This window comes from Planomonospora sp. ID67723 (genome assembly GCF_015711605.1).
In the GTDB taxonomy this organism is placed as follows: Bacteria; Actinomycetota; Actinomycetes; order Streptosporangiales; family Streptosporangiaceae; genus Planomonospora_A.
The window spans coordinates 701,851-715,590 of sequence record NZ_JABTEZ010000005.1; the positions used below are offsets into that span (position 1 = coordinate 701,851).

The 13,740-nt window shown below is 71.4% G+C and carries 17 protein-coding genes; 16 read left to right on the forward strand and 1 reads right to left on the reverse strand.

What is annotated here, in order from left to right; genetic code table 11:
* Positions 1-438: 438 nt before the first annotated feature.
* The 16 genes from HS041_RS33880 to HS041_RS33955 all read left to right on the forward strand — a co-directional run bounded on the left by HS041_RS33880 (position 439) and on the right by HS041_RS33955 (position 12,597).
* A complete protein-coding gene (locus tag HS041_RS33880) occupies positions 439-2,061 on the forward strand; it encodes an ABC transporter substrate-binding protein (RefSeq protein WP_196444918.1) in 1,623 nt (540 codons plus the stop codon).
* 11 nt (positions 2,062-2,072) lie between these two features.
* Positions 2,073-3,023, forward strand: a complete 951-nt coding sequence (locus HS041_RS33885; RefSeq protein WP_196444919.1) for an ABC transporter permease — start codon at positions 2,073-2,075, stop codon at positions 3,021-3,023.
* Positions 3,020-3,889, forward strand: coding sequence for an ABC transporter permease (locus HS041_RS33890; protein ID WP_196444920.1), 870 nt, complete (start codon positions 3,020-3,022; stop codon positions 3,887-3,889). Before HS041_RS33885 ends, HS041_RS33890 begins: the two co-directional genes overlap by 4 nt.
* A gap of 2 nt (positions 3,890-3,891) precedes the next feature.
* Entirely contained in the window at positions 3,892-4,914 is a 1,023-nt protein-coding gene (locus tag HS041_RS33895) for an ABC transporter ATP-binding protein (protein ID WP_307845580.1), read from the forward strand.
* Positions 4,911-5,717: an ABC transporter ATP-binding protein gene (locus HS041_RS33900; RefSeq protein ID WP_307845581.1), complete on the forward strand. Its 807-nt coding sequence runs from the start codon at positions 4,911-4,913 to the stop codon at positions 5,715-5,717. Before HS041_RS33895 ends, HS041_RS33900 begins: the two co-directional genes overlap by 4 nt.
* Before the next feature lie 36 nt (positions 5,718-5,753).
* Positions 5,754-7,424 carry a CocE/NonD family hydrolase gene (locus HS041_RS33905; protein ID WP_196444921.1) on the forward strand — a complete coding sequence of 557 codons (1,671 nt, stop codon included), beginning with the start codon at positions 5,754-5,756 and terminating at the stop codon, positions 7,422-7,424.
* A gap of 161 nt (positions 7,425-7,585) precedes the next feature.
* Positions 7,586-8,062, forward strand: a complete 477-nt coding sequence (locus HS041_RS33910; RefSeq protein WP_196444922.1) for a DUF3237 domain-containing protein — start codon at positions 7,586-7,588, stop codon at positions 8,060-8,062.
* Positions 8,063-8,256: 194 nt separating this feature from the next.
* The gene (locus HS041_RS33915) at positions 8,257-8,874 is read left to right on the forward strand and encodes a DUF2238 domain-containing protein (protein ID WP_196444923.1); all 618 of its coding nucleotides are present in this window, start codon (positions 8,257-8,259) and stop codon (positions 8,872-8,874) included.
* A 217-nt stretch (positions 8,875-9,091) separates the two neighbouring features.
* A complete protein-coding gene (locus HS041_RS33920; protein WP_196444924.1) occupies positions 9,092-10,234 on the forward strand; it encodes a CobW family GTP-binding protein in 1,143 nt (380 codons plus the stop codon).
* Positions 10,231-10,458, forward strand: coding sequence for a 30S ribosomal protein S18 (rpsR, locus tag HS041_RS33925; protein ID WP_196444925.1), 228 nt, complete (start codon positions 10,231-10,233; stop codon positions 10,456-10,458). The genes HS041_RS33920 and rpsR overlap by 4 nt, the downstream gene beginning before the upstream one ends.
* Before the next feature lie 125 nt (positions 10,459-10,583).
* Positions 10,584-10,748 (forward strand): 50S ribosomal protein L33, encoded by a 165-nt coding sequence (gene rpmG / locus HS041_RS33930; protein WP_196444926.1) that lies wholly within the window; start codon positions 10,584-10,586, stop codon positions 10,746-10,748.
* A gap of 4 nt (positions 10,749-10,752) precedes the next feature.
* Positions 10,753-10,998 (forward strand): type B 50S ribosomal protein L31, encoded by a 246-nt coding sequence (locus HS041_RS33935; protein WP_196444927.1) that lies wholly within the window; start codon positions 10,753-10,755, stop codon positions 10,996-10,998.
* Positions 10,998-11,234 (forward strand): 50S ribosomal protein L28, encoded by a 237-nt coding sequence (rpmB, locus tag HS041_RS33940; protein ID WP_196444928.1) that lies wholly within the window; start codon positions 10,998-11,000, stop codon positions 11,232-11,234. Before HS041_RS33935 ends, rpmB begins: the two co-directional genes overlap by 1 nt.
* The gene (gene rpsN, locus HS041_RS33945) at positions 11,234-11,533 is read left to right on the forward strand and encodes a 30S ribosomal protein S14 (protein ID WP_196444929.1); all 300 of its coding nucleotides are present in this window, start codon (positions 11,234-11,236) and stop codon (positions 11,531-11,533) included. The genes rpmB and rpsN overlap by 1 nt, the downstream gene beginning before the upstream one ends.
* A gap of 3 nt (positions 11,534-11,536) precedes the next feature.
* Positions 11,537-11,704: a 50S ribosomal protein L32 gene (rpmF, locus tag HS041_RS33950; protein ID WP_196444930.1), complete on the forward strand. Its 168-nt coding sequence runs from the start codon at positions 11,537-11,539 to the stop codon at positions 11,702-11,704.
* Positions 11,705-11,799: 95 nt separating this feature from the next.
* A complete protein-coding gene (locus HS041_RS33955; protein ID WP_196444931.1) occupies positions 11,800-12,597 on the forward strand; it encodes a class I SAM-dependent methyltransferase in 798 nt (265 codons plus the stop codon).
* A 114-nt stretch (positions 12,598-12,711) separates the two neighbouring features.
* Here the strand turns inward: HS041_RS33955 and HS041_RS33960 are convergent, their stop codons facing one another.
* On the reverse strand, positions 12,712-13,740 hold the full coding sequence (locus HS041_RS33960; protein WP_196444932.1) for a LacI family DNA-binding transcriptional regulator: 1,029 nt from the start codon (positions 13,738-13,740) through the stop codon (positions 12,712-12,714).

The window sequence follows — 13,740 nt, forward strand, 5'->3', positions numbered from 1 at the left end:
TCAATAGTTTTACACTCATAACAATCAACTTACTTTCCAGCATAGCACCGTGATCTATTCGGGAGGCGGCGGATCCGGCAGGTCCCGCCGGCGCCGCCACCTGCCCGAACGGGCTGCTCACGAGTGGTTTCCGGGACAGCGGCCTGGTGCTCCGACATGGGTGTTCGCAGGCCCGGCGGGGCCGGCGCCCCGCCCGCCGAGGCCCGGCGTTCATCGCGCGCTTCCCGGTCGCTTATTTTTGTTTTGCAGTATTGACAATTAATTGGCGAGCAACCACGCTAAGTGGCACGACCTGGGTATCGGGTCCGCTCACCTCCACCGCGCAGACGCGGCAGGTTGATCGCCTCGCGCCTCGCCGCGCCGCAACCGGGGATCAGCCCCCCTCATTCGGCGATGCAGATCGTCTCGGCCCGCACCAGCATCACGAAGGGTCCTCCCATGACACGTCCCCGTTTTGCCGCACTCGCCGCGGTCCTCGTCGGCGCATGCACACTCGCCGCGTGCGCGAACAGCGGCGGTCCCGCCACCGGGCAGGCGGCTGCCCCGACCGTCACCACGTCCGTCCCGGCTCCGACCGAAGACGTCGACACCGTCACCTGGAACGTCCCCGCCGGCGAGCCCCCCACGCTGGACCCCGCCCTGTCCGCCATCGAATCGGTCAGCACCGTCGTGGCCAACATGTGCGAGGGCCTGTACACCCTCGGCCCGGACTACAAGCCCCAGCCGGCGCTGGCCACCGCCATCGACCACCCGGACCCGCTCACCTACGTGATCCGCCTGCGCGAGGGCGCCACGTTCTGGGACGGCAAGCCCGTCACCCCCGAGGACGTCGTCTACAGCGTCCGGCGCATCCTCGACCCCAAGCTGGGCTCGTCGTGGATCGGCTGGGCGGCGAATCTGGACGGCATCGAGGTCACCGGCCGCGACGAGATCACCCTCAAGCTGAAGAAGCCGGACGTCGTCGTGCCGAACTTCTTCGCCATGCCCGCCTTCTTCGTGGTGCAGAAGGCCTTCGCCGAGGCCGCCGGCAAGGACTTCGGGACCGCCGCGGGCGGCGTGATGTGCACCGGCCCCTACAAGCTCGGCGACTGGACCCAGGGGCAGGACATCACCCTGGCGCGCAACGACGCCTGGTGGAACACCGCGGCCAAGCCCAAGGTCAAGGATCTGCGCTTCACGTTCATCAGCGACCCGTCCGCGCAGACCGCGGCGCTGAACAGCGGTGACGTGGACGGCCAGTTCGGCGTCCCGCGCGCCGCGCACGACCAACTGGCGGGCAAGGGCCACATGTTGTTCGGCGAGAGCCTGTCCACCACGTTCATATCGGTGATCAACCAGCAGGGCGCGCTGTCCGACCCCGCGGCCCGGCAGGCCCTGCAGTACCTGATCGACTACAAGGGCATCATCGCCTCGGTCTACCGGGGTACGGCGCAGCCGCTGCGGGCGCTGGTCCCGCCGTCGGCGTGGGGCTACGGCACGGACGTCTTCCAGGCCGAGTACGACAAGCTGCCCGAGCCGGTCCAGGACCTCGGGAAGGCCAAGACGCTCGTCAGCGGGTCCGCGAAGGCCAAGGAGAAGATCGTCCTGGCCTACACGACGGCCATCGAGGAGGACACCAAGATCGCCACCGCGCTCGCCGACGCCGCCACGCAGGCGGGCATGAACATCGAGCTGAAGCCGCTGACAGCCGAGCAGTTCGGCGCGGTGTTCTCCGCCCCCCAGGCCCGTGCGGGCCTGGATCTCCTCCTGGCGTCCGGCTATCTCGACTTCCCCGAACCGCTGGCGTACTACCAGTTCTTCACCACCGGGAACTTCTACAACTTCGGCGGTTACAAGAACGCCGACTACGACGCCGCCATCGCCACCGCGATGGTCGCCGACGACCCCGCCGCCCGCGCCCGCGAGGTGGCCAAGGCCCAGGCCATCATGGCCAAGGACGTGGTCAACATCCCGATCGCGACGCAGTACGTCAACGTCTACTACGGACCGGGCCTGACCGGTCTCGTCCCGCGGCAGAGCTACCTCAACACTCCGTGGGCGGCCGCCCTCGGCGGTAAGTGACGATGGCACGCATGCTCGCGGCCTGGATAGGCAAACGCGCCCTCGGCGCGCTCCTCACCGTGCTGGCCGCGTCGATCCTCATCTACGGCTCGCTCCGGCTGGTCCCCGGCGACCCGGTGCTGGCGGTGGCCGGTGGCCGGCGCCTCACCCCGGAGCAGGTCGAGGCCCTGCGCCACAGCTACGGCCTCGACCGGGGTTTCGCACAGGGATACCTGGCGTGGATCGGCGACGCGCTCCGCCTGGACCTCGGGACGTCGCTGAACTACCAGACCGGCGTCACCTCGCTCATCACGGGCCGGCTCGGCGTGTCCGGCCTGCTGATCCTGTATTCGGCGACCCTGGCGATCGTGTTCGGGTCCGCGGTGGCGCTGGTGTCGGCGGTCAAGGGCGGCCTGGTCAACCGGATCGCGACCATTGCGGTGGCCGTCACCACCGCGACGCCCTCGTTCGTGTCGGCCATCGGGCTCCTGGCGCTCTTCTCGGTCGGCCTCGGCTGGTTCCCCGCCACCGGCGCGGGCACCGGCCCGGCCGACCGGCTGTGGCACCTGACCCTGCCCGCGACCGCCATGGCGATCGTCGCCTTCGGCGTCCTGGCCCGGGTCGGCAACGCGGCGTTCGCCGAGGAACTGGGCCGCGAGCACGTGGAGGCGGCGCGCAGCCGCGGGGCGAGCGGCGCCGCCGTGATCCGCAGGCACGTGGTGCGCAACGCCCTCGCGCCCATGCTCACGATCGTCGGCCTGCTGTTCGCGAGCCTGTTCGTCGGCACCGCCGTCGTCGAGACCGCGTTCGGCCTGGACGGCGTCGGCTCCCTGCTGGTCAGCTCCGTGTCCCGGCGGGACTTCCCCGTCGTGCAGGGCATCGCCCTCATCGCGGTCCTGCTGTTCGTGGTCGTCAACACGCTGGTGGACCTGGCGATGCCGTTCATCGACCCGCGCGTGACGGTCGGAGGACTGAGCCGATGACACTGACGATCCCCGCGCTGCGGGCACGGAGCGCCAGGAGGCGCCGGCGGCGGCCGCTCATCGTCTCGCTCGCGGTCGCGTTCCTGGTCCTCATCGCCGTCACGGGGCTGCTGGCCCCCGTGCTCGCGCCGCACTCCCCGGACGCCACGAGCCTGCTGAACTCCTTGCTGCCCCCGGGCACGGAGGGGTACTGGCTGGGCACCGACTCCACCGGCCGGGACGTGCTGTCCAGGATCATGTACGGTGCCCGGCTCTCGCTGCTCGCGCCCCTCGGCGTGGTGCTGCTGTCGGGGGTGCTCGGGATCACGATCGGCCTGCTCGCCGCCCGTGCGGGAGGCTGGGCCGACGCCGTGATCTCGCGTGGCATGGACATCGTCTTCGCCTTCCCCAGCCTGCTGCTGGCGATGCTCGTCGTGGCGGTGTTCGGGCCGGGGCTCACCGCTCCCATCTGCGCCCTGGCCGTCAGCTACACGCCCTTCGTGGGCCGCGTCGTGCGCAGCGTGGCCCTGCAGGAGGGGGCGCGGCCGTACATGGAGAGCTACCGCGTCATGGGCTTCGGCGAGCTGTGGGTGACGCTGCGCCACCTGCTGCCCAACGTGATGCCGGTCCTCATCGCGCAGAGCGCGCTGGCCTTCGGCTACGCGCTGGTGGACCTGGCGTCCCTGTCCTACCTGGGGCTCGGCGTACGGCCGCCGGACGCGGACTGGGGCTCGATGATCAGCCAGGCGCGCAGCGCCATCCTCCAGGGGGAGCCGTGGAGCGGACTGCTGCCCGGCCTCGTGGTCCTCCTGACCGTCGTGAGCGTCAACGTGCTGGGCGAGCACCTCGGCGGGTCCATCGGCAGGAAGCAGAGCGAGGGAGTGTGAAGGTGCTCGCGAAGAAGACGCTCGCGCGCAAGGAGGCCCCGGACGGGGGAGCCGAGGACCGGCGGGACGCCCTCGGCGTCTCGCGGCTGAGCCTCGCCGTCGGCGCGGGCGAGAGGGCGATCCCCCTGCTCGCCGACGTCACCGTCCGGGTGGGACGGGGGGAGACCGTCGGCCTGGTCGGCGAGTCCGGCTCGGGCAAGTCGCTGACGGCCCGGACCGCCCTGGGCATGCTGCCCCGCGGTGCGCGCGCCACCGGAAGCGTCACGGTCTCGGACGTCGACGTGCTCTCCGCCGGCCGCAAGACGCTCCGCGACCTGCGGCGCACCCGGGCGTCGATGATCTTCCAGGATCCACGGGCGTCGATCAACCCGGTGCGCCGCATCGGCGACTACCTCACCGAGGGGCTGCGGGCCCGCGGCGTGCCCGCACGCGCCGCCGCCGAACGGGCGCTGGACCTGCTCGACCAGGTCGGCATCCGCGACCCCGGGAGCGCGGTCCGGCGCTTCCCGCACGAGTTCTCCGGAGGCATGCTGCAGCGCGTCGTGATCGCCGGCGCGCTGTCCACGGAACCGGAGCTGCTCCTGGCCGACGAGCCCACCACCGCCCTCGACGTGACCACCCAGGCCGAGGTGATCGCCCTGCTGAAGAACATGCAGCAGGTCCACGGCACCGGCATGCTCTTCGTGACGCACGACCTCGACCTGGCCGCCGCCATCTGCGACCGCATCTACGTCATGTACGCCGGTCGCATCGTGGAGGAGTCCGTCAGCGCTGCGCTCTTCACCGCACCCGCGCACCCGTACACCCGGGCGCTGCTGGAGGCGAGCCCGTCGGTGCACGGCGACAAGGTCGCGATCAAGGCGATCAAGGGACGCCCGAGGGCATTGGCCGAATCGCCGTCGGGCTGCTCGTTCCGCGACCGCTGCCCGCTGGCCGGCGACGACTGCGCCGCGAGCGTGCCCGCCCACCGCCCGCACGGGACGTCGCTCGTCGCGTGCCTCCACCCGGAGCAGGTGACCCCGTGAACGCGCCCGTGCTGAGTGTGACGTCGCTGGTGAAGAAGTTCGGGCACTTCACCGCGGTCGACGACGTGAGCTTCGAGCTGATGCCCGGCGCCTCGCTCGGGATCGTCGGCGAGTCGGGGTCGGGCAAGACGACCACGGCCCGCATCCTCGCCGGGCTCGAGCAGCCGACCTCCGGAACCGTCACCCTCGACGGCCGTGCCGTCGAGGGGCATTCGCGCCGCACCCGGCTCTGGCAGGCACGCCGGCTTCAGATGATCTTCCAGGATCCGTACGGCTCCTTCGACCCCCGTCAGACCATCGCCCAGTCCATCGCCGAACCCATGAGGCTCCACGTGCCGGGCTCCGCGAAGGAACACCGGGCCCGCGTCGGCGAACTCCTGGACCAGGTCGGGCTCAGCAGCCGCGCGGGGGAGTCGCTGCCGCGCGACCTGTCCGGCGGCCAGCGGCAGCGGGCCGCGATCGCCCGCGCGCTCGGCATCGCGCCTCGCGTCCTGGTGCTGGACGAGGCGGTCGCCGCGCTCGACGTCTCGATCCAGGCCCAGATCCTCACCCTGCTCGACGAGCTGCGCGGGGACACCGGCATCTCCTACGTCTTCGTCAGCCACGACCTGGCGGTCGTCCGCTACATCACCGACACGGCCATCGTGATGCGGCACGGCCGCATCGTCGAGCGCGGCGAGACCGAGCAGATCCTGCGCAGTCCCCAGCACCCCTACACCCGCCTGCTGCTCGACTCGATCCCCTCGCCGGACTGGGACCTCGACCGGGTGGCTCAGGACCGTCGCGCGCTCGACCTGCCCTGAGCCGCTCCCACCGCTTTCGAACCACGGAGACATCACGTGCTGACCATCAAGAAGATAGGCCCGGCCGCCGTGCCCCACGACGCCGAGCAGGTCATGATCCCCATGCGGGACGGAGTCCGGCTGGCGGCCGACGTCTACCTCGCAGACGCGGCGGACCCGGACGGGGCGCGACCGAACGCCGTCGTGCTGGTCCGCCTGCCGTACGACAAGAACGGCGTCTACTGCTTCATGCCCGTCGTCAGCCGCTACTTCCTGGCCCGGGGGTACCACGTCGTCGTCCAGGACGTCCGGGGCAAGTACCGGTCGGAGGGAGCGGCCGAGTTCGGCCTCCACGAGACCGACGACGGCCACGACACGATCCAGTGGATCACCGAGCAGCCCTGGTGCGACGGCGACGTCGTCATGTGGGGGGACTCCTACTACGGCTACACGACCATCGCCGCGGCGATCAGCGGCCATCCCGCGCTGAAGGCGATCTCCCCGCGCGTCACGGGGTCCCAGCTCTCGATGGTGCTGGAACACGGCGACGGCACGCGGGACGTCGAGCAGACGGCCCGCAAGTTCTACTTCGCCTCCCACTACGTGGACGCCGACCGGTACGAATGGGAACCCGACTGGAGCCGCCGCCCGCTGCGGGCGACGTTCGAGCAGTTCTTCACCCAGCTCGGCAAGCGCTCACCCAACTTCGACGGCGAGTTCACCGGTGAGTCCCGGTTCGTCCCGCCCCCGCTGAAGGCGTTGCTCGAAAGCCCTCCCGTCCCGGCCCTGTACACGATCGGGTGGTTCGACAACTGCGCGGTCTGGTCCTGGCACGACGTCCGCGCCCTGTCGCAGAACCCGGCGTGGGCCGACCGCCTCTATCTCCGCCTCGAAGCCATCGACCACGAGAACTACTGGCTGGGCGAGGCCCCCGTCGCGCCGCACGACGACCACAGCGGCGACCCCGCCGCCCTGGAGCGCATGCTGCCCAGATACCTCGACCCCGCGGTCGAGTTCTTCGACGCCGTCCTCGGCCGCTCCGGGGAGCTGGCGGCGCTGCCGCGCGTACGCTACGAGGTCTGCCACGGCGAGTGGCAGGAGAGCGACACCTGGCCGCCCCGCCAGGCGTCCGACCTCGAATACCACCTGTCCCCGGACCTCCGCCTCACGGGGGAGCCGCCGGAGGGGGGCCTGCTGCAGTGGACCCACAACCCCTCCGACCTGGTCCCCCCGGTCGGGGCGAACCCCTTCGCCACCCTGTACGACCGGTCGGACCTGTCCTCCGCCGGGCAGCGCGAGGACGTGCTCCGCTTCACCGGCCCCGCCACAGGTGAGGACGTCGACCTGGCCGGCACCGCGACCCTGCTGCTGCGGCTCACGGCCCCCGCCGGCGCGCACGTCCACGCGCGCCTGCTGGACATGGCACCCGACGGCGGCGCCTTCCTCGTCGCCAAGGGCCAGCTCCGTCTCGACGTGCCGCTGACCGGGGAGGAGGCCGTCGTGGACCTGCAGAGCATCGCGTACCGGCTGCGCGCCGGACATCGCCTCGCGCTCGACGTCATGAGCAGCGACTTCCCCGACTACGTCGCCGAATGCCCCGACGGAGCCGACCCGTGGAGCAGCCTGCCCGGCGAGCCGGTCACCCGATGGATCACGCTGGGCGGATCCCGCCCCTCCTGCCTCCGCATCGGCAGGTGGCAGCCCGAACAGCTCCGGCGGACGCGCTAGCGGCGATCCGTGACCGCAGCCGCAGTCGTCTCCGACGCGGTGCGGACCGGTGAAGCCGGGCCGCGGCCCGGCTTCACCGGACGAGGACGCCGTCGGCTCCGGCCGCCCCGGAGATCCCCGACCCTGAAATCCCCGACCCAGACATTTCCGAGGAGCAAAGCATGTCCGACGTTCCCGCCCCCTTCGCCCCCGCCCTGACCTTCGCGTTCGAGATCCGCGCCCGCCTCGCCCCCACCCTGCACGTCGGGCACGGAGACGGCGAGAAGACCGAGTTCACCCCGATCGTCGGCGGTACGGTCGACGGCCCGATGCTGCGCGGGATCGTCCTGCCCGGCGGCGGCGACTGGTCGAACACGCGCGGCCGTGTCTGCGAACTGGACGCCCGGTACCTCCTCCGGGCGGACGACGGCGCGGTCATCGACGTCGTCAACCGGGGGTACTACCACGAAGGCGCGGACGGCTCCGACCAGTACGACGGCGACCTCCAGGTGACCACGGCCGGCGTGTACTACCGCACCTCGCCCGCGTTCCGCACCGACGCGCCGGCGCACCGCTGGCTCGCCGAAACCGTCTTCGTCGGCCTCGCCCGGGAGGCGGCGGAGGACGTCGTCGCCATCCGGATGTACGCCCTGGCCTGAGAGCCGCAGCGGACCCGGCTCCCGCGCGATCCGCGGAGGCCCCGCACGCCATGACACCGGCTGACGGATCCGGTCGGCCGGCGGCATGATGGCAGCCGGCGTGGGCACATCTGCTCCTGTCGTATCTCGCGAGCGCCGCCGACGCCGGCACCGTGCGGCTCGCTGTTGTCTTCGAACGTCTCCGAGGCTGATCGATGCCCTGCACGCCTGCCAGACGGCTGCCCCTGGTACTGGCCTCCGTGGTGCTCGTCGCCCTGGCCGTCTCCGGCCTGCGGCCCCATGACCGGTTCACCTGGTTTCTGGAGACCTTCTGGGTGATCGGCGGGCTGCCGCTGCTGGCGGTGCTCTGGCGGCGCTTCCCGCTCACCCCGCTGCTGTGCTGCCTGCTCGCCGTCCACGCGCTGGTCCTGATCGTCGGCGGCCACTACACCTACGCCCGGGTCCCGTTCGGGCACTGGCTGCAGGACGCCCTGGAGCTGTCGCGTAATCCCTATGACCGCATCGGTCACCTGATGCAGGGCTTCGTGCCCGCCATCGTGGTCCGCGAACTGCTGGTGCGGACCTCACCGTTGCGCGGCAGCGCGTGGCTGGCGCCGCTGACCGTCTGCGCCTGCCTGGCCTTCAGCGCCTTCTTCGAGATGCTGGAATGGTGGGCGGCGCTGGCCGCCGGAGAGGCCGCCGACGCCTTCCTGGCCGTCCAGGGCGATCAGTGGGACACCCAGTGGGACATGGCCTGCGCGCTCATCGGCGCGATCGCCTCGCTGCTGCTGCTCAGCCGCCCGCATGACCGGCAACTCGCCCGCCTCGCCTGACCTCTCGGACGGAGCGGCCGTCCCAGGACGGTCGAGGTGTGGACCAGGCCGTCTCGCTCCCCCCGGTATCGCACCCTGTGCCCCCGAGCGGGGACCAGCCGGCATCCGGCGATCGTGAAGGCCGTACCGGCCGCGTCCGCACCCCACGGCATCCGCTCCGGGCACAAGTCTGTGCCATAATAATGAAAACGGTTTTCATTACGTAACCGGAGGTCCCGTGTCCACTCCCGTTGCCCTCGTGGCGGGCCTGCACTGTTCGGCCCGTACGGCCGTGGTCGACCGGTTGCTGGCGCAGCATCCCGAAGCGGTCGCGATCCACCACGACCTGCGCGCCGTCGCCGACGGACGCGTCGAGCGGGTGATCCGCGACCGGTCGGGCGTGCTGGAGAGGTCGCAGGTGCACCTCGCGCACGGCTGTGTGACCTGCACCGTCCGCGAGGATCTGCTCCCCGGGCTCGTCCGGCTCGCGGGCACCGCCTCGCTGCTCGTGGCGGACCTGTGGGACTCGGTGGAGCCGCGTTCGGTGGCCGAGGCGATCGACTGCGACGAGGCTCGCGGCACCCTGCGGCTCACCGCCGTGCTCACCGCCCTCGACGCCGGGCGGCTGCCCGACGACCTGACCCGCGGCGAGCGCCTGGCGGAGGTCGGCAAGCCCGCCGCCGCAGGCGATCAGCGCTACCTGGCCGAGGTCCTGGCACGGCAGATCGAATACCCCACCGGCCTGGTGCTGCACGGCGGCGACGAGCAGGACGCGGAACTCTCCCGCGACGTGCTCACCCACCTCGCCCCCTTCACCCCCGTCCACCGGATCACCGGATTGCCCGGCGTCCTGGGCGCCGCGGTGTGCACCGCCGAGCTGGCCGAACGGGTGGACCCGGCCACCGCCCAGCTGCCCTGCGACGCCCGGACGGGGGAGATCACCACACTGGTCTGGCGCAGACGGCGCCCGCTGCACCCGGCGCGCCTGTTCGACGCCGTGGACGAACTGGTCACCGAGTCGGTCCGATCACGCGGCCGGTTCTGGCTGGCCACGCGACACGAGCACCTGCTGGCCTGGGACGCCGTGGCCGGCATCGTCTCGGTGGAGGACGCCGGACCCTGGCTGGCCGCCCTTCCCGAAGCCGCCTGGGAGATGGTCTCCCCGGCCCGCCGCATGGCGGCCACCCTGGACTGGGAGGCCGAAGTCGGCGACCGCGTCCAGCACCTGGTCTTCACCGGCCCCGACCTCGACGGCGAACGCATCACCGCGCTGCTCGACTCCTGCCTGCTCACCCGGGAGGAGCAGCAGGCGGGGCCCGGCGCCTGGGCCGGCTACGACGACCCGTTCGGCCCCATCCTCACTCTCCAGGAGATCGCATGAAGCCCCGCCGCACCCCCCGCAAGAAGACCAACCCGCTGCACGGGGCGGTTTCCGTCGACTACAAGGACACCGACCTGCTGCGGAAGTTCATCTCCGACCGGGGCAAGATCCGTAGCCGCCGGGTCACCGGGGTCACCGTCCAGCAGCAACGGCAGCTCGCCCGGGCGATCAAGAACGCCCGGGAGATGGCGCTGCTTCCTCACGCCTCCCGGCCCCGCGCGTGAGCGGACCGCCGGTCGCCGCCCCGTCCGGAGGTCCGGAGCGGGCGAGGCGGCGCTGCCCCACCGCATCTTGAATTGAAAACCGTTTCCATTATCATGGCGAAGTCCGCCAGCAGAGAGGACCGGCGATGGCCAGGAACGAGCTCCGCCCTGTGATCAAACTCAGATCCGGCGCGGGCACCGGCTACACCTACGTGACCCGCAAGAACCGGCGCAACGACCCCGACCGGCTCACCCTGCGCAAGTACGACCCGATCATCCGCCAGCACGTGCTGTTCCGAGAGGAGCGATGACCCCGTGAAGAAGGGCATCCACCCCGACTACCGTCCCGTCGTGTTCCGCGACCCGAGTGCGGGCTTCGCGTTCCTGACCCGCTCCACCATCGCCAGCACGAAGACGATCGAGTGGGAGGACGGCAACACCTACCCCCTGGTCGACGTCGACGTCTCCTCGGCCAGCCATCCCTTCTACAGCGGCCGCAGCCGCGTGCTCGACACCGCCGGCCGGGTCGAGCGCTTCAACCAGCGCTACGGGAGGGCCTGATGTCGGCCCGCTGCCAGCTCACCGGCGTTGCGCCGGTCTTCGGCAACAACGTCTCCCACTCCCACCGGCGCACCCGGCGCCGGTGGAACCCCAACATCCAGCACCGCCGCTACTGGTTGCCGGCAGAGAACCGCTTCGTACGGCTCACGCTCAGCGCCCGGGCGGTCAAGACCGTCGACAAGATCGGCATCGAGGCGGCCGTGGCCCGCATCCGCGCGCGGGGAGAGAGGATCTGATGGCCAAGAAGAGCAAGGTCGCCGCCAACGAACGCCGCAAGGCGGTCGTCGCCCGGCACGCCGAGCGCCGGGCCGAGCTGAAAGAGATCATCCGCACCGGCACGCCCGAACAGCGGGCGGCGGCCGTACGCGCGTTGGCCCGTCAGCCGCGCGACGCCAGCGCCACCCGGGTGCGCAACCGTGACTCCGTCGACGGCCGCCCCCGCGGTCACCTGGCCAGGTTCGGGCTGTCGCGCATCCGCTTCCGGGAGATGGCGCACCGCGGCGAACTGCCCGGCGTCACGAAGGCGAGCTGGTGAGACGTGGCCGTCCCCAAGCGCAAGACGTCGCGCAGCAACACCCGTCACCGCCGCTCGCAGTGGAAGGCCACCGCCCCGGACCTGGTGCCGATCACCGCAGGCGGCCGGGAACTGCTGGTACCCCGCCGCCTCGTCCGCGCCTACCGGCGCGGCCTGATCACTCCCCGCTGACACCGGCGCGGACCGGCACGTGGCGGAGCGGCCGGGCGTGCGGACACGGCACGAATGGGAGCGTGCGGACACGGCACGAACACTGGAGGCATCACATGGCATCGGACACGGCGTCGCTGGACCCGGATCTGGCCAAGGTGTGGCTGGATCGGTGGGACGCCCAGCAGGAGCGGTACGTCGCCGACCGGGAGAGGCGGTTCGCCGTGATCGGTGAGGTGCTCGCCCACGCCCTGTCGGGGTGCGCCCGGCCGCTCGTGCTGGACGTGGGCTGCGGGCCGGGCTCCCTGGCCGGGCGGACGGCCCGGCGGCTGCCGTCGGCGCAGATCGTCGGGGTGGACAACGATCCCCTCCTCCTGGCGCTGGCCCGCAGCGCGTATCCGACACTCGCACGGTTCGTCGAGGCCGACCTTCGCCTGCCGGGCTGGTCGGACCGGCTCGGCCTCGACCGCGACCTGGACGCGGCCGTGTCGTCGACCGCGCTGCACTACCTGCCGGTCGAGACCCTCGCGGAGACGTACCGCGAGCTGGCCCGCCGGATGCGGCCCGGCGGGATCCTCGTCAACGCCGACAACCTCTACGACGAGCAACCGGCGATCGCCGGTGTCGCCGCGGCGCTGCGCCGTACCCGGCTCGGGGACGGTGAGGACTGGACTTCCTGGTGGCGTGCCGTCGCGGCCGAACCCGCACTGGCCGAGCTGGTGGCCCGGCGGCGGGAGCGGGCCACCGGCGGAGGCGACCACCGGGTGTCGGTCTCCGTCCATGACGCGCTGCTGCGCCGTGCCGGGTTCGGTCAGGTCGGCCCGGTCTGGCAGAACGGGGACGACGTGGTCCTCGTGGCCGTGCGCTCAGAGGAGTGCGCTGAAGGCCGCGAGCCGAAACCGATCCAGACCTGACGCTCCGGGGTGCCCCGCGTTCCGAGGAGCCGGCGGTGCGCCCCGGGCCGACTCATGGCCGTGGCGGCGCAGAGCATGGTCGGCGGTCGGCGTGGCAGTGCCAGGCGATCTCGCTCAGCTGCCGGCCGCGGCGGACAGGGACACCGGAGCCGTACTGCTGCGCACGACGAGTTCGGGGCGGTGGAGCAGCTCGGTGCGAGGACCCCGGATGCCGCTGATCTCGTCCAGGAGGGTGCCCACCGCGGCGAGGCTCATCTCGCGCACGGGCTGCCGGATCGTGGTGAGGGGCGGGTCGAGATACGGAGTGAACAACGAGTCGTCGAAACCCACCACGGAGATGTCCTGGGGGACGCGGAGCCCGTGCTGGCGAACGGCCCGGATCACGCCGATCGCCATGATGTCGCTGCCGCAGCAGATCGCGGTGCATCCCTGCTCCAGCAGCGGCTGGGCCGCCGCCTGACCGCCCTCGACCGTGAACAGCGTGTTGGCGACCAGCCCGTCGGGCGGGTCGCCGCCGAAGTGGCGGGAGACGCCGCGGCGGAATCCTTCGGTCTTCCGGATCGAGGGCACGAAACGATCCTGGCCGACGGCGAGGCCGATGCGCCGGTGTCCCATCGCCGCCAGGTGGTCGACGGCCATCTCCATCGCCGCCACGTCGTCGTTGGAGATGTGCGGTGCGTCGATGTCCGCGCGGTAACCGTTGATCATGACGATCGGCAGTCCGGTCTCGAGGAGCCGTACGTAACGCGTGTGATCGGCCGTGGAGTCGGCGTGCAGACCGCTCACGAAGATGATGCCGCACACCCCCCGCTCCATCAGCAGCTCGATGTAGTCGTCCTCACGCATGCCTCCGGGGACCTGGGTGCACAGCACGGCGGCGTAACCGCGCATCGCCAGCACACCCTCGATGATCCCGGTGAACGCCGGGAAGATGGGGTTGGACAGCTCGGGCACGATCAGACCGACGAGCCCGGCCCGCTGCTGGCGAAGCCGGGCGGGGCGCTCGTAGCCGAGGACGTCGAGGGCGCTGAGGACGGCCTGACGGGTGGCCGGTGAGACGCCGGGTTTGCCGTTCAGCACACGGCTCACGGTTGCCTCGCTGACCCCGGAGTGGGCCGCGATATCAGCGATACGCGTCGTCAT